Source organism: Helicobacter sp. MIT 11-5569, from assembly GCF_000765695.2.
Taxonomy (GTDB): domain Bacteria; phylum Campylobacterota; class Campylobacteria; order Campylobacterales; family Helicobacteraceae; genus Helicobacter_D.
The window spans coordinates 56,477-72,821 of record NZ_JRPB02000008.1; the positions used below are offsets into that span (position 1 = coordinate 56,477).

Annotated in this window: 17 protein-coding genes and 1 tRNA gene; all 18 read left to right on the top strand. The window is 35.1% G+C overall.

The genetic code is table 11. From position 1 onward, the window contains the following. Positions 1–61 precede the first annotated feature (61 nt). The 18 genes from LS70_RS07425 to LS70_RS07510 all read left to right on the top strand — a co-directional run bounded on the left by LS70_RS07425 (position 62) and on the right by LS70_RS07510 (position 16,341). Positions 62–139 (top strand) — tRNA-Pro (locus LS70_RS07425). 41 nt (positions 140–180) lie between these two features. Then, positions 181–1,098, top strand: coding sequence for a branched-chain amino acid transaminase (locus LS70_RS07430; protein ID WP_034289541.1), 918 nt, complete (start codon positions 181–183; stop codon positions 1,096–1,098). Between the two features lie 10 nt (positions 1,099–1,108). Further along, positions 1,109–2,197 carry an SPFH domain-containing protein gene (locus LS70_RS07435; RefSeq protein ID WP_034289722.1) on the top strand — a complete coding sequence of 363 codons (1,089 nt, stop codon included), beginning with the start codon at positions 1,109–1,111 and terminating at the stop codon, positions 2,195–2,197. Positions 2,198–2,208: 11 nt separating this feature from the next. Further along, on the top strand, positions 2,209–2,901 hold the full coding sequence (hisIE, locus tag LS70_RS07440; protein ID WP_034289544.1) for a bifunctional phosphoribosyl-AMP cyclohydrolase/phosphoribosyl-ATP diphosphatase HisIE: 693 nt from the start codon (positions 2,209–2,211) through the stop codon (positions 2,899–2,901). Positions 2,902–2,916: 15 nt separating this feature from the next. Then, a complete protein-coding gene (locus LS70_RS07445; RefSeq protein ID WP_034289546.1) occupies positions 2,917–3,450 on the top strand; it encodes a DUF2393 family protein in 534 nt (177 codons plus the stop codon). Next, positions 3,451–4,425 carry a 4-hydroxythreonine-4-phosphate dehydrogenase gene (gene pdxA / locus LS70_RS07450; RefSeq protein WP_034289549.1) on the top strand — a complete coding sequence of 325 codons (975 nt, stop codon included), beginning with the start codon at positions 3,451–3,453 and terminating at the stop codon, positions 4,423–4,425. 63 nt (positions 4,426–4,488) lie between these two features. Further along, complete coding sequence (locus LS70_RS07455; RefSeq protein WP_034289552.1) at positions 4,489–4,794, top strand: ATP-dependent Clp protease adaptor ClpS; 306 nt, start codon at positions 4,489–4,491, stop codon at positions 4,792–4,794. 10 nt (positions 4,795–4,804) lie between these two features. Then, a complete protein-coding gene (locus tag LS70_RS07460; protein WP_138109401.1) occupies positions 4,805–7,138 on the top strand; it encodes an AAA family ATPase in 2,334 nt (777 codons plus the stop codon). Then, positions 7,131–7,898 carry a DUF815 domain-containing protein gene (locus LS70_RS07465; RefSeq protein WP_034289554.1) on the top strand — a complete coding sequence of 256 codons (768 nt, stop codon included), beginning with the start codon at positions 7,131–7,133 and terminating at the stop codon, positions 7,896–7,898. The genes LS70_RS07460 and LS70_RS07465 overlap by 8 nt, the downstream gene beginning before the upstream one ends. 10 nt (positions 7,899–7,908) lie before the next feature. Continuing rightward, entirely contained in the window at positions 7,909–8,742 is an 834-nt protein-coding gene (galU, locus tag LS70_RS07470; RefSeq protein WP_034289557.1) for a UTP--glucose-1-phosphate uridylyltransferase GalU, read from the top strand. After that, positions 8,742–9,191, top strand: coding sequence for a hypothetical protein (locus LS70_RS07475; RefSeq protein WP_138109402.1), 450 nt, complete (start codon positions 8,742–8,744; stop codon positions 9,189–9,191). The genes galU and LS70_RS07475 overlap by 1 nt, the downstream gene beginning before the upstream one ends. Positions 9,192–9,206: 15 nt before the next feature. Next, positions 9,207–10,475, top strand: a complete 1,269-nt coding sequence (murA, locus tag LS70_RS07480) for a UDP-N-acetylglucosamine 1-carboxyvinyltransferase (RefSeq protein ID WP_034289559.1) — start codon at positions 9,207–9,209, stop codon at positions 10,473–10,475. Between the two features lie 7 nt (positions 10,476–10,482). Next, positions 10,483–11,424 carry a 16S rRNA (cytosine(1402)-N(4))-methyltransferase RsmH gene (gene rsmH / locus LS70_RS07485; protein WP_034289562.1) on the top strand — a complete coding sequence of 314 codons (942 nt, stop codon included), beginning with the start codon at positions 10,483–10,485 and terminating at the stop codon, positions 11,422–11,424. 2 nt (positions 11,425–11,426) lie between these two features. Next, a complete protein-coding gene (locus LS70_RS07490; protein WP_034289565.1) occupies positions 11,427–12,029 on the top strand; it encodes a hypothetical protein in 603 nt (200 codons plus the stop codon). A 118-nt stretch (positions 12,030–12,147) separates the two neighbouring features. After that, positions 12,148–14,043, top strand: a complete 1,896-nt coding sequence (gene mnmG, locus LS70_RS07495) for a tRNA uridine-5-carboxymethylaminomethyl(34) synthesis enzyme MnmG (protein ID WP_034289568.1) — start codon at positions 12,148–12,150, stop codon at positions 14,041–14,043. 21 nt (positions 14,044–14,064) lie between these two features. Beyond that, positions 14,065–14,703: a Vat family streptogramin A O-acetyltransferase gene (locus tag LS70_RS07500; RefSeq protein ID WP_034289571.1), complete on the top strand. Its 639-nt coding sequence runs from the start codon at positions 14,065–14,067 to the stop codon at positions 14,701–14,703. Positions 14,704–14,803: 100 nt separating this feature from the next. Continuing rightward, positions 14,804–14,938: a hypothetical protein gene (locus LS70_RS10320; protein ID WP_268902946.1), complete on the top strand. Its 135-nt coding sequence runs from the start codon at positions 14,804–14,806 to the stop codon at positions 14,936–14,938. A 131-nt stretch (positions 14,939–15,069) separates the two neighbouring features. Then, entirely contained in the window at positions 15,070–16,341 is a 1,272-nt protein-coding gene (locus LS70_RS07510) for a S41 family peptidase (protein WP_034289573.1), read from the top strand. The last annotated feature ends 4 nt before the right edge of the window (positions 16,342–16,345 follow it).

Consider the following 16,345-nt stretch of genomic DNA (forward strand, 5'->3'; position numbering starts at 1 on the left):
CAGTATTTTCTTTTAATCTTTTTTTATATATAATAACACTTCTGTTTTTAGGAATGCTACTCGGAGTATAGCGCAGTCTGGCTAGCGCACACCCTTGGGGTGGGTGAGGTCGTGGGTTCAAATCCCGCTACTCCGACCATATAATTACAGACTTTTAAGTGTTAAAATTGGAGATTTATTATGAATGAAGCAAAATCAATTTGGATGGATGGGAAATTGGTTCCTTGGAAAGAAGCAAATGTTCATATTCTAACCCACACTTTGCATTATGGAAATGGTGTAATTGAAGGCACTAGAGCTTATAAAACTGATAAAGGTATGGTGATTTTTCGTCTTAAAGAACATACTAGGAGACTTTTAAATTCTGCCAAAATTGTTGCGATTAATGTTCCTTATACTCAAGAAGAGCTTGAAAATGCACAAATTGAAGTTTTAAAAGACAATACTTTTAATAGCAATGTTTATTTGCGTCCTTTAATTTATTTGGGCTATGGAGTAATGGGAGTGTATCATAAAAACGCTCCTGTTAGAGCAGCTATTGCCGCTTGGGAATGGGGAGCATATCTAGGTGATGAAGGTTTAGAAAAAGGAATCCGCGTAAAAACTGCATCTATTGTTAGAAATTCTACAAAATCACTTTTTGGTAAAGCAAAGGCTTGTGGAAACTATCTAAATTCACAAATGGCAAAATTTGAAGCGATTGAATGCGGGTATGAAGAAGCTTTGTTGTTAGATGATAATGGAATGGTTGCAGAGGGTAGCGGAGAATGCTTTTTTATTGTGCGTAATGGGACTTTAATTACACCTCCAAATGATAGCGCATTAGAATCTATTACACAAGATTCTATGATACATATTGCCAAAGACTTAGGAATCAAAGTAGAAAAGCGCAATATTACGCGCGATGAAGTTTATATTGCTGATGAGGCATTTTTCACTGGAACTGCGGCAGAAGTTACGCCTATTTGTGAGCTAGATGCGCGCATTATCGGTAATGGCAGACGCGGTGAAATGACACACAAGCTTCAAAGTGCATTTTTTGATGTTGTTTATGGACGCAATGAAAAATTTGCCCATTGGCTTACTTATATTAAATAAAAGGTTGTTTATGCCGATTGATTTAAATGAACATTTAAGACAAAAAAACAAAAATTATCAAAACCCAAATGATAATAATTCCAACAATGGAAATGGTGGAGATAGCGGAGGAAATAAAAATCACGGATTCCAAACTCCAAAAATGCCAAATTTCAGTATGCCAAATGGTAAAAAAATGGCTGGAATTTATGTTGTTGTCATCTTGGCGATTCTATTTTTTTTACTCAAGCCTTTTACGATTATTAATAGTGGGGAAGTGGGTGTGAAAATTACCACAGGGGAGTTTGACCCTACGCCATTACAACCGGGAATCCATTTTTTTATTCCGGGCATTCAAAGGATTATTGCGGTGAATACAAAAGTTAGAATCGCAGAATTTACAAGTGTGGAGACTTCAAGCTATCGCAATCGCGATGAGGGGAGCTTAAGAAACCAAGCAATTAGCGTGTTGGATTCTAGGGGTTTATCTGTATCAGTAGAACTTGCTGTGCAGTATCGTTTAGACCCTTTAAGTGTGCCTCAAACTATTGCAACATGGGGGCAAAATTGGGAAGAGAGAATCATTACTCCTGTGATTCGTGAAATTGTGCGCAATGTTGTAGGAAGTTTTCCAGCTGAGGAGTTGCCGACAAAACGCAACGAAATTGCAACCCTTATTGACCAACGCTTTAGAGAAAATATCAATAGTTTGGAAAATCGTCCAGTAGAACTTGTCTCTATCCAGCTAACAGAAATTGTTTTGCCAATTGCGATTAAAGAACAAATTGAACGCGTGCAAGTTGCGCGTCAAGAAGCAGAGCGCGCAAGATATGAAGTAGAACGTGCTAAACAAGAAGCAGAGAAAAAGGCAGCCCTTGCAAAAGGGGTTGCTGATGCAACGATTATTGAAGCAGATGCACAGGCAAAAGCAAACCGCCTAATTAGTCAAAGTTTGAATAATCCCTTATTGCAATTACGACAAATTGAAGTGCAAGGGAAATTTAACGAAGCCTTGCAAAATAATCGCGATGCAAAGATTTTCTTAACGCCCGGTGGTGCAACACCAAATATTTGGCTAGATTCTAAAGATAATCAACGCGCAAGTTCTGTAAGTCAATAAGGATTCTTGAAGTGCAAGAGATTTGGCAACAAATTGCGTGGGAAAAACTCAATGGTTTGATTCCTGTTATCGTGCAAGATTATCAAACGCAAGCTGTTTTAATGCTTGCCTTTATGAACAAGGAAGCTTTGGAGTTAAGCTTGCGAAGTAGATTTGCTCATTATTTTTCGCGCTCTAAGCAACGCATTTGGAAAAAGGGTGAGCAAAGCGGACATACACAAAAAATCCACGCTATAGCGTTGGATTGTGATAAAGATAGTTTGCTTTTAAAGGTAGAACAACAAGGTGTAGCTTGTCATACAGGCGAAAAAAGTTGTTTTTTTAACACGATTGACTTGGATAGCTTTGTGATAGAATCAAAGATTGAATCCAAAATGAATTCATCTGTGATTTATGGGGCAGTAGATGCTTTATACCACACTTTATTAGAGCGAAAAAATGCAAACCCAAAAACTTCTTACACTGCAAAACTTTATTACAAGGGTGAAAATACGATTGCAAAAAAAATTGTTGAAGAAGCAGCAGAACTTGGCTTTGCTATTAAGGATAATAATAACAAAGAAATCATTTATGAAGCAGCGGATTTACTTTATCATTCTCTTGTTGGATTGGCATATAAGGATATTTCTCCTGATTTAGTTAAACAAGAGATTTTAAGGCGTTTTGGGCTAAGTGGAATTGATGAAAAAAATGCAAGGCAATAGTGTGAGTGTTTCGATATGGAAGGAATAAAAGGGTATCTACTAAAACTCTTAGATATATCGCATTTTTTTGCGTTACCTGATTATTTGGTGCTAATTTGTATTTTTTTATGTATTTTATTAATTTTTCTACTAAGTATTGCTTTGCGCGCACGCGCTTTTATTTTTCTTATTTTATTTTTATCAAGCGGAGCATTAGTTATTGTTTCACCCTTTATTTACCAAAGTATTATGGAATCGTATTTAAAAAAGATAGAATTTACACTTACGCATAATAAAAGCTTACAATACGATGCAGTGTATTTTGTGGAAGGAAGTTTTAAAAACTTAGGATTATTAGATTTTAGGGGTTGTGTGGTTAAGGTAGATTTGATTCCAAAAGGCTTAAAAAGACTTGAGCGCATAAAACATAAGATAAATCCTAAATATTCGCATATTGAGATTTATAAAACTCCATTAAAAAAGCAAGAATCAATGGACTTTAAGCTTGTTATTCCTTCGCCTAATCGCGAGTTAAGTTTTGAGCTAAATACAAAAGGCGCGTGTTATTAAATGAAAATTGCAATAAGTGTTGGCGACCCAAATGGAGTGGGATTAGAGATTTTATTAAAGAATCATAAAAAAGTTTGCAAGCTTTGCAATCCTGTGTATTGCGTGGATAAAGATTTATTAAAAAGTGCTGCTAAAAAATTATCCCTCAAGATTCCAAAATCTCTAGTTTGCAAATCCCCTTTAATAAAACTCCCAAAGATTATCCCTGGAGAAATCAATAAAGATAGCGGAGCTTATGCGTATGCAAGTTTTTTGCAAGGTTTAAATTTAACACTAAAGCGAAAAACAAAAGCATTAGTAACTTTGCCGATTCATAAAAAAGCATGGCAGTTAGCAGGGATTCCTTACGCTGGGCATACAGAAGCTTTGCGTGATATTTTAAAAGAGAGTTTAAAAAAAAATGGACAACTAAAAAAACAAGAGGAAAGTCAAGCAATTATGATGCTAGGCTCTCCAAAACTTTATGTTGCTCTTTTTAGTGATCATATTGCGCTAAAGGAAATTTCAGCACGTATTAAAGTGGAATCTTTAAAAAATTTTTTATTTGCTTTTGCGCCACATATTTTAAAAACACCTTGTGGGGTTTTGGGGTTAAATCCGCATGCTGGAGATTTTGGTGTGTTAGGAGATGAGGAAAATGCCATAAGAGAAGCAATTACCTTTGTCAATACAAGCTTGGGTAAAGAAGTGTATATTGGTCCGCTTGTGCCTGATACTGCGTTTGTCGGCAAGCATTTGCACTATTATGTGGCAATGTATCATGATCAAGGATTGATTCCGCTTAAGACTTTGTATTTTAAAGAAAGTATCAATATTACACTTAATCTCCCTATTATTCGCACTTCTGTTGATCATGGCACAGCCTTTGATATTGCATATCAAAATAAAGCAAAATCTAAGAGCTATCTAAATGCCATAAAAGAAGCAGTTTTACGCGCAAAACTTCAAAATGAAAAGGCTAAAATTTACTGCTAGTTATAAAGAAAAAATTATTAAAAAATGTTATAATTTACGCTATCTTAAAACTTAAGGAATATTTTGCCAAAAGACGCACAAATTGACCCTATTGTAGAAACATTGGAAAAAATTCAAGAACCCATCCGTTATCGTGTAATTTTGTTAAATGACGATTACACAACACAAGAGTTTGTAATGGAAGTGTTGCAAGTCATTTTTCATAAGAGTTTTGAAGAATCATTGAACTTAATGTTACAAATTCATCATAATGGAAAAGGGATATGTGGAATCTATCCTTATGATATTGCAGAAATTAAAGCTGCTCAAGTGCGTAAAATGGCTAAGGAAAAGCAATATCCCTTGCGTGCAATTTTAGAAAAAATATAAGAGATTTAAAATGTTTGAGATTAGCAAAGAATTAAATATTGTTTTACAAAAAGCACAAAAAGAAGCAAAAGCGCATGGACACGAGTATTTAACATTAGAGCATATTTTTTACGCACTTCTAGGAAATAAAAAAATCATTAAAGCCTTAGAAGAGTGTGGGGGAAATGTTGAGATTATGAAAAAACAGGTAGAGCGTTACTTGAAACAATTTTTACAATCTTATCCTAAAGAAAATGAAGAAGGTGTAATGCCACAAGAAACACTAGCTGTTACGCGTGTGATTGAGATAATGATAGGGCATGTAAAGGGAGCACAACGCCAGCAAGCACAAGTTAGTGATTTGCTTGCAGCGATTTTAGAGGAAGAAAAGGCATTTTGTGCGCAAATTTTAAGCGCGCAAGGAATCACGCGTCTGAATGTTTTAGAATACATTACAGAGAATCAAGAAAGTTTTTCTAGCGAGTCCTATACAAGAGCAAAGGAATCTTTGGGGGATAAAGAATACAATGGCGAAAAAAAAGAATCTGCATTAGAGAATTACTGCACAAATCTTACACAAATGGCGAGGGAAGGTAAGATTGATCCCGTGGTAGGAAGGGAAGTGGAGATTCGCCGTTGTTTTGAAGTTTTGTTGCGTAAAAAGAAAAATAACCCTTTACTTGTTGGAGAGCCGGGAGTTGGCAAAACAGCAGTTGCTGAAGGGCTTGCATTAAAAATGGTTGCCGCACAAAGTCCTTTAAAAGATACGGAAATGTATTTGTTAAATATGGGAGCATTAGTAGCAGGGACAAAATATAGAGGGGATTTTGAAAAACGTATTAAAAGTTTGACAGATGAAGTTTTAGAGCTAGGTAATGTGGTTTTGTTTATTGATGAGATTCATATGTTAATTGGAGCGGGAGCTACAAATAGTGGAAGTATGGACGCTAGTAACCTATTAAAACCTATGCTTAGTAATGGTAAATTACGTTGCATTGGGGCAAGCACTTACGCGGAGTATCGTTCATTTTTAGATAAAGATAAGGCACTTTCACGCCGTTTTGCTAAAATAGAAGTTAAAGAACCAAGTCGCGAAGAGAGTATTTCAATTTTAGAAGGTGTTAAAAAGCATTATGAAAAACATCATAATGTTAGTTATTCTAGTGAAGCAATCGCGCTAATCGTTGATTTGTCCATACGTTATTTACATGAGCGTTTTTTGCCAGATAAAGCTATTGATGTTCTTGATGAAGTAGGTGCAAGTTATAAATTAGATGGAAAAAGTGGCAAGGTGAGTTTGCAAAGTATTAAAAAAATGGTTGCAAAAATGGCGAAGATTCCAGAGATTGAAGCAACAAAAGATGATAAAAGCGTGCTAAAAAATCTGGAAAAATATTTAAAAGGCAGAATTTTTGGGCAAGATAATGCAATTACAGAAGTTGTAAGTGCATTAAAGCGTAATAAAGCAGGATTAGGAATGCCACATAAACCGATTGGTTCTTTTCTTTTTAGTGGTCCTAGTGGAGTTGGTAAAACAGAACTTGCAAAAGAAATTGCAAAGGCACTTAGTATTAATTTTGAACGTTTGGATATGAGTGAGTATATGGAAAGAATTTCAAGCTCACAATTAATTGGAGCATCAGCTGGCTATGTGGGCTATGAAAAAGGTGGAATCTTAACAGAAATGATTAAGAAAAATCCCCATACATTGCTGCTTTTAGATGAAGTTGAAAAAGCGCATCCTGATATTCTTAATGTGTTTTTGCAAGTAATGGATTATGGAAAATTAACAGATAATAATGGTGAGAGTGTGGATTTTTCTTCAGTGATTTTGATTTTAACCTCTAATGTTGGGTCTAAAGAATCTCCTGTGCTTGGATTTAAACAAGATACAAGTTTGCGTTTTTCTAGTGCGATTAAAGAGAATTTTTCTCCAGAATTTAGAAATCGTCTTGATGCGATTATTGCTTTTAATCCACTCTCACATAAAGAAATTTTAAGAATTGTTGATAAGAATATTGCAGATTTAAATCTGCAAATTGCAGATAAATCTGTTGAGGTGATTTTAGAAAAAAGTGCAAAAGAGCACTTAGCAGAAATAGGATTTAATGCAGAGCTTGGAGCGCGCCCGCTTGGGCTTGTTATCCAAAAAGAGATTAAAAATATCTTGAGCGATGCAATGCTTTTTGGGGATTTAAGCAAGGGTGGAATAGTTAGTTTTTCTTATATCAAAGGGGCATTTGTGCATAAAATCCAACCAAAAAAAGCCCTTAAAATAGAGAAAAATAAGGAATCCAAAATCAAAACCTCAAACAAAGCAAAACAAAGCAAAACTACAAAAAATAAAAAGGCAAAAAATGTCTAATATGCAGTGGGATTTAGAAAACTGCATTGCTGGAATTTATCGCAAGAGTGGGTATATCTATGGAATCACAAATGTAGAATCTAAAAGTTTAGAGTCTTTTATAGGATTAGAAAAAGAAATTGCTTTATTATGCGCAAACACAGAAGCATTTTTAGAGCAAGATTTGGGTGTTAATGTGCTACTTTGGGGAGCTAGAGGAAGCGGAAAAAGCTCATTAATAAAAGCATTATTGTTAAAATATGCAAAAAATAGATTAAGGGTTTTGCAGATTGATAAAGAGAATTTGGGAATTTTGCCTGAAATCTTTGATGATTTAAGAGAGAAAAATTATAAATTTATTGTATTTTGTGATGATTTGAGTTTTGAAGAAAATGAAAATTATAAGGGGTTAAAAAGTGTGCTTGAAGGAGGATTAGAATCCTTGCCAAAAAATATCAGAGTCTATGCGACAAGCAACAGACGGCATCTACTTCCAGAATTTCACGAGGAGAATGAAATTTTTGGTTATGAAGGCAATGAAGATAAGATTGCCTTAAGTGATCGTTTTCCTTTGTGTATTGGCTTTTACACGCAAGGAAGCGGGGAATATTTAGAGGTTTTAAAGAGTTATTTTAGTGATGAAAACTCAAAATTGCCACAAAAATGGGATAAAATTTGCCAAAAGGCAATGCAATATGCTAGCCAAAAAGGAACACGCAATCCACGCACGGCTGCACATTTTTATGCCTTATACCAAAGTGGTTTATGGGAGCTAATATAAGGGAGAAATAATGATAAGAAAATGTTTATTTCCAGCAGCAGGATATGGGACACGCTTCTTACCAGCAACAAAAGCAATGCCAAAGGAAATGTTGCCTATTGTTAATAAACCATTGATTCAATATGGTGTGGAAGAGGCAATAGAAGCTGGAATCTTTAATATGGCAATTGTTACTGGGCGTGGTAAGAGGGCATTAGAAGACCATTTTGATATTAGTTATGAGTTAGAGAACCAAATTAAAGGCACAAGCAAAGAGAGTTATTTAAAAAATATTCGCCATATTTTAGAAGTTTGTAGCTTTTCTTATACGCGACAAATGGAGATGAAAGGCTTAGGACATGCAATTTTGTGTGGAGAAACACTAATTGGAAATGAGCCCTTTGCAGTGGTTTTGAGTGATGATTTATGTGAAAACGCAGAACTTGGTGTGTTAAGCCAAATGTGTAAAATTTATGAAAAATACCGTTGCTCTATTGTAGCGGTTGAAGAAGTGGATATGGAGGATGTTAGTAAATATGGTGTGATTGCGGGTAGGATTATAGATGAAAATGTTTTTGTGGTGGATAATATGATAGAAAAGCCTTCCAAAGACAAAGCACCTAGCAACTTAGCAATTATTGGACGCTATATTTTAACACCGGATATTTTTGAGATTTTACGCCATACGCCACCGGGAAAAAATGGAGAGATTCAAATCACAGATGCACTTTTAGAGCAATGCAAAAAGGGAATGGTGCTAGCATATAAATTTAAAGGTGCGCGCTATGATTGTGGGAGTGTAGATGGATTTGTTAAGGCTACTAATATCTTTTATGAAAAATTTTTAAAAGGTGAAATGTTTTAATGTATAATCTAACTTTTCACCTTTTTGTTTTTTTTCTAGTCAGCCTTTTAATACTCCCATTTTTTTTGCTAACAATGGTGTTTATTGTTTATGAGCGCATACAAGCATATTTGGACGATTTAAAAGGACATGAACGAAAGTTAAGAAATATTGATTATTTAATTTCTGTTTTTGAAAATGAAGAATCTAGTATAGAACAATTAGAAGAAGCATTAAAAGCTTTTGAAGAGTATTTTTTGCATTTTGGTAATGCAGCAAAAGATAGCAAAGAATATCAAGGCTGCATTGATTTTGTTTCTGCGTTTTCTAAATGTCCAAAAATGGATATTGACCGTGTTGTGCGTAGTCGTGAATCCTTTGTAGAGGCAAATCCAAATTATAAAAAAGAAATTGAAACAGTAATTGGTTCTGCATTAAAGAATCGTGAAGAACGTAAAGGCAAAAAATAATACAAAGGAGAAAAAGTGGATTACCTAACATTGCAAGGTGGTGTGCGTTTAAATGGGGCAATTAATATTACAGGAGCAAAAAATTCTGCATTACCGCTTATTGCTTTAACTTTGCTTTCAAAAAACTCTGTAAGCTTGCAAAATCTTCCTGATGTTGTGGATATTGAAACTTTTTTTGAGCTTCTAAGAATGTTAGGTTGCAGCGTAGAAAGATTTGATAAACATATTGTAAATGTTGATGTTGCAGCGCAAAACAGCACAAAAGCGACTTATGATATTGTGCGTAAAATGCGCGCTTCAATTTTGGTTTTAGGTCCTCTTCTTGGTAGGTTTGGACATTGTGCTGTGAGCTTGCCCGGAGGTTGTTCTATTGGTGCGCGCCCTGTGGATTTGCATATTAAAGCTTTAGAAAAAATGGGAGCAGAGATTCGTATTGAAGAGGGTTATATTGTTGCAAATGCAAAAGAAGGGTTAAAAGGTGCAATCATTAATTTTGATAAAATTACCGTTACTGGCACAGAAAATATTTTAATGGCTGCTGCAATGGCAAAAGGGAAAACAATAATTATGAATGCTGCAAAAGAGCCTGAAGTAGTGCAGTTATGTGAAGTTTTGCGTAATAGCGGTGTGGAGATTAGCGGAATTGGAAGTGATACCATAGAAATTTATGGCACAAATAAAGAAGGTTTAATGCTTCCAAATACGATTAGCGTGATTCCAGACCGTATTGAAGCGGGAACTTATTTGTGTGCAGGGGCGATTACAAATTCTCAAATTACTTTACATGGCATAGAAGCTAGTCATCTAGGAGCAGTTATTGCAAAGTTTGAAGAAATTGGCTTTAAGCTAACTTATAATCAAGATTCCATTACGATTTATCCAGCTACTAAACGCAATGCCTTTGCGCTATCAACTACGGAATATCCCGGATTTCCAACGGATATGCAAGCGCAGTTTATGGCACTTGCAACGCAATGTGAAGGAAGTAGCATTATTGAAGAGCGTTTATTTGAAAATCGTTTTATGCATGTCAATGAATTACAAAGAATGGGAGCAAATATTAGTTTGCGCGGAAACACAGCAACAATTAATGGAGTAAGCCCTCTTATTGGTGCTGATGTAATGGCGACAGATTTGCGTGCTTCTAGCGCACTTGTGCTTGCTGCATTAGTTGCAAAAGGAGAGACTAGAATTCATCGTATTTATCATTTAGACCGCGGTTATGAAGATTTAGAAGCAAAGCTTACAAAGTTATGTGCATCTATTACGCGCGCAAAAGAGTAGGGGGATTATGGAGATTCCACATATTTCTGTTTTATTAGAACAAGTCTTAGAATCTTTTGATACACAAGAAGTGCAAAAAGGGGGAGTTTTGCTAGATTGCACATTAGGATTTGGGGGACATAGTTGCGCACTTTTAGAAGCTTATCCAAACTTAGAGATTATCGGTATTGACCAAGATAAAGACGCATTAGCCTTTAGCATGCAACGTTTAAAGAAATTTGGTAATAGAATATGTTTTAGAGATGGGCGTTATAGTGCTATAGTCAAAGAGTTGTTAAGCGATAAAAACTTAAAACAAAGGATTGTTGGAATCTTAGCGGATATTGGTGTTTCATCAATGCAATTTGATAATAAAGAACGTGGATTTTGTTTTGATTCTCCTAATCTTGATATGCGAATGGACCAAATGCGTCAAGAAAGCGCAAAAGAGATTGTCAATCATTACAAACTAAATGATTTGGAGCGTATTTTTAGGGATTTTGGAGAGATTAGAGAATATAAAAAACTTGCGCGTTTAATTGTAGAGCAACGTAAAATTGAGAAATTTGATAGTGCAAAAAGTTTGAGCGAATTGATTGCTAGGCATTTTAAACATCCTAAAATCCACCCAGCAACGCAAGCTTTTCAAGCATTAAGAATCGCTGTAAATGATGAATTAGGAGAATTAGAGCGTTTATTGCAATGTTTGAGTGAAAATCCTTTAAATAAAGGAGCAAGAGTGAGTATTATTAGTTTTCATTCTTTAGAAGACAGACTTGTTAAGCAGTATTTTAAAGAATGGGAAAAGGATTGCATTTGCGATTCTTCTGTGATACGCTGTGTTTGTGGCAAGAAGCATAGAAAAGGCAAAAATCTCTATAAAAAGCCTTTATGTGCAGATGAAAAAGAGCTAAAAGAGAATCCGCGCTCACGTAGTGCAAAGTTGCGTAGCTTTGAGTTTAGGGGATAATTGTGGAATCTTATGAAAATTTGCGTTTAATAAAAAAAGATAAGATTCCAAAGCGTAGCTTATTTGAACGCTTGTTTAAAAAAGACAATAAGTTTTTAGAAGAGAATTTAGATTTTTTGGAAGAACGTTATCAAGAGCAAAAAGATTTTACGCAGCAAAACCCCAAAGAAAATATCCCTAGTGATTTTAGATTTGAGGACCCATGGCAAGAAAATTTAAGAATAGAAGAAAATTTACAAAAACCTTTAATGGAATCCAAAGAAGATAGAGTATCTTTTGATAGTGTGATTTTAGAAAAAGAGAATCTAAAAGAGAGTGTCAATACAAGTTTAGGTGTCGATGAAAAGGAAGCAGTGTTTAGTGGAGTGGATTTTAATACTAGAGAGATTCCTTTTAAAATGGTGCTTTTAGTTTTTGCATGTATGTTTTTGGCTTTATTTTTATTTGTCCCAAAGATTTATATGCGCAACAATATTTATTATGCAAGCCGCAATATTATCCAATTGCAAGCACAACTTGATTCTTTAAATGAAGAAAATAAGCATATTAAAAAGCAGTTAGAAGATATTAAATTTAAAAATTTAACGCATGAATTAGATTTTTAAAGAAGAAAACTATTGTAATAGATTTTAAAAATACAGAGCTTACTATCCATTATAAATCTTGTGTGTTAAATGTCTTTTGATTATAATTCTATAAAATTTGTAATCCTTAAGGGTAAAGATGGAATATGATGTGATTGTGATAGGCGGGGGACATGCGGGGATTGAAGCTTCCGTTGTAGCGGCTAAAATGAGCTGTAAAACCTTGCTTTTAACAATGCTTGTCGAACAAATTGGGGCAGCAAGTTGCAACCCTGCTGTTGGCGGACTTGGCAAAGGACATTTGGTGAAAGAAATTGATGCGCTTGGCGGAGTTATGGGCTATATTACTGATAAAAGTGGAATCCAATTTCGCACGCTTAATGCTTCAAAAGGTCCAGCAGTGCGTGGAACAAGAGCACAAATTGATATGGACCGCTATAAAATCATTGCGCGGAATCTTTGCTACCATACAAAAAACTTAGAAGTTTCACAACAAATTGTGGAATCTTTAGTGCTGCAAGAAGATTCTGTTGTGGGTGTGAAAACAACGATTGGTAAAGTGTATCATGCTAAAAAAGTTGTGCTAACAACAGGAACTTTTCTGCGTGGAAAAATTCATATCGGGGAAAACACTTCTAATAATGGGCGTGCTGGCGAACCTCCCGCAATGGAGCTAGGAGAAAACCTGCGCACTCTAGGGCTTGATGTGGGAAGATTAAAAACAGGAACTTGCGCAAGGATTAAAGCAAGTAGCATTAATTTTGAGATTTTAGAAAAACATTATGGAGATATGCCCGCACCCTTTTTTAGCAAAAAAACCCAAAAAGAACTTGGAGAAAATACATTCAACCCGATTCAACTTCCTTGTTATGTAACTTACACAAATGCCAAAACACATGCTATTATTCGTGAAAATTTTCACCGCGCACCTTTATTTACAGGACAAATTGAAGGTATAGGACCGCGTTATTGTCCAAGCATTGAAGATAAAGTTAATCGTTTTGCAGACAAAGAACGTCATCAGCTTTTTTTAGAGCCACAAACATTAGAAGCAAATGAATATTATATTAATGGACTAACAAGCTCGCTTCCCTTTGATGTGCAAGAAGCAATGATTCATACGATTGAAGGTTTAGAAAATGCAGAAATTGTGCGCTATGGCTATGCGATTGAATACGATTATATCAATCCCACAGAACTTAGGCACACCCTAGAGACAAAAAAACTAAAAAATCTTTATTGTGCAGGACAAATTAATGGCACAACAGGCTATGAGGAAGCAGGGGCGCAAGGAATCTTTGCAGGCATTAATGCAGCTTTAAGCGCACAAGGCAAAGAAGAGATTACGCTCAAACGCAATGAAGCTTATATTGGTGTAATGATAGATGATTTGGTTACCAAAGGCACAAAAGAGCCTTATAGAATGTTTAGCTCGCGTGCGGAATATCGCCTGCTTTTGCGTGAGGGAAATGCGATTTTTAGGCTTGGAGAACTTGCTTATCATTTAGGACTTATGGAAGAAGAAGAGTTTAAAGAATTGCAAAAGGATAAGCAAGCGATTAAAGAGGGTTTGGAGTGGCTACAAAATACTATTGTTACACCAACTTCTGCTTTGCTTAAATTTTTAAATTCTATTTGTGAGGAGAAAATTAGCGATAAGACAAATTGGGGAACAATTGTTGGACGCCGTAGTTTTGATTTGCATAAATTGCTTAAAATTCAAGAAGTGGAAAATTGCCCTTTTTCTAGCTATTCTGAACGCGCATTGGAAGAGATTTTGGTTGAAGCAAAATATTTTAACTATATCCAAAAACAGCAAAGTATGGTTGATAATATGGATAAAATGTTAAGCATTAAGATTCCACAAGATTTTGTGTTTGATGGGATTCCGGGATTAAGCTTAGAAGTAGTTGAAAAACTCAAAAAATTTAACCCTAAAAGTCTTTTTGAAGCAAGCGAAATTAGTGGTATAACGCCTGCTAGCTTGGAAGTTTTGCAGCTTTATATCCATTTGCGCAACAAAAATAATCCCTAAATTTAAAGAAAGGTTTTGCGTATGCAATATGGACCAAATCCAGATGTTATTTATCCCAATGAGGCAATTAAAAGTATATGCTTTATTAAAAATGTCATTACGCGTCCTAATATTTTAGTTGGCGAATATTCTTACTATCATGATACAAATGGTGCAGAAAAATTTGAAGAGCATGTAACGCATCATTATGAATTTATTGGTGATAAACTCATTATAGGAAGATTCTGTGCCATTGCAAAAGGCGTTGAATTTGTAATGAATGGCGCAAATCATAGAATGAATAGCATAACAACATATCCATTTAATATTATGGGAGGTGGCTGGGAAAAATGCACGCCTACTTTAGATGATTTGCCATACAAAGGTGATACGATTGTTGGTAATGATGTTTGGATTGGTCAAAATGTTACAATTATGCCCGGTGTTCATATTGGCAATGGAGCTATTATTGGAGCAAATTCAGTTGTAACAAAAGATATTCCTGCGTATCATATTGCAGGTGGAAATCCTTGCAAAATTATCAAAAAGCGATTTGATGATGCACTTATTGCCTATTTGCAAGAGCTAAAATGGTGGGATTGGTCGCCTAAAAAAATCTTTGAGAATCTTGAAGTCTTATGCAGCGGTGATTTAGAGAGAATCCGAAATATTCCTGAATAAATTTGGATTTATAAGAAATCAAGATGCATGAATATCAAATCATTACATTAAGGGAAAGAGCAGAATTAAAGAATAAAGCAGCAGAATGGTTTTGCAGTAAATGGGGCATTCCAAAAGAATCTTATTTGGAATGCTTGTTAGCGACCATATAGGATTTTATGAAAGATATGGTTGGGAGTTTTTGTGTATTGTAAATGGAGAATCTGATATGATAAGAATGTATATTCACAAATAATTTTATATTCCTAGCATTAGGAAGAAATATATCAGATTTTCACGATGATAAAATCAATAAAAAATAATTTTTATTTTAGTGAGATTGCGTTAAAATCACAAAGTTTTAAAAACTAAATTTAGGTTGTAAAAATGAATAAACTAGGCTTAAATAAAGTATTTTTGCTTGTCGGTGTGGCTTTGCTAGGATTGCAAAGTTTTGTTTTCGCAGAAGAGGAATCGCGTCTTGATGCGTATAATAAGTTGCGTAAAGTTATTGGCACGGTGGAGAAATATTATGTCGATGAGCTAACGCTTAATGAAATTGTAGATAAGGCAATTGATGGGCTTCTTTCAAACCTTGATGCGCATTCTGCTTATTTAGATGAGAAAAAATTTGAGGATTTAAAGATTCAAACAGATGGGCAATTTGGAGGCATTGGAATTACAATTTCTCTAAAAGACAATGCGCTAACCATTGTTGCTCCTATTGAAGGGACTCCGGGCGATAAAGCAGGGCTAAAGAGTGGGGATATTATCCTAAAAATTAATGATGAAAGCACGCTTAATATGAGTATTGATGAAGCGGTTAATAGAATGCGCGGAAAACCAAATACAAAGGTGCAACTAACAATCGTGCGCAAAAATGAACAAAAGCCTTTAGTGTTTGATATTGTGCGTGATAATATTAAAGTAGAATCTGTTTATTCAAAAAGTATTGCAGAGACAGATTATGTGTATTTGCGTGTTACTTCTTTTGATAAAAACATAACACAACGCGTTAATGAAGAGCTCAAAAAATACAAAAAAATTGATGGAATTGTGTTAGATTTGCGTAATAATCCCGGAGGATTGTTAAATCAAGCAGTGGGCTTAAGTGATTTATTTATCAAAGATGGAATCATTGTCTCTCAAAAAGGTAGAATCAAAGATGAAAATATTGTGTATCGCGCGACAAATAATACTCCTTATGCTGCGATTCCACTTGTTGTGCTAATCAATAATGGAAGCGCAAGCGCAAGCGAGATTGTTGCAGGTGCGATTCAAGACAATAAACGTGGTGTATTAGTGGGCGAAGGGACATTTGGAAAAGGTAGTGTGCAAGTTATATTGCCAACAGAGAAAAAAGAAGCTTTGCGTTTAACGATTGCGCGATATTATTTGCCAAGTGGGCGCACGATTCAAGCAGTAGGTGTAACACCAGATATTGAAGTAGCTCCGGGTGCCGTGCCAGATGAAAATAGTGGGTTTAGTATTAAAGAGGCGGATTTACAAAAACACTTAGAAGGTGAGCTTGCTAAAGTGGATAATAAAAAAGAGAAAACGCCAAGCAATCCAAAAAACACAATTACGCAAAAGCAAGTCCTAGAGGATATTCAGTTAAAAAGTGCAATTGATGTTTTGAAGGTCTTTAAAGTATTATAAGGAG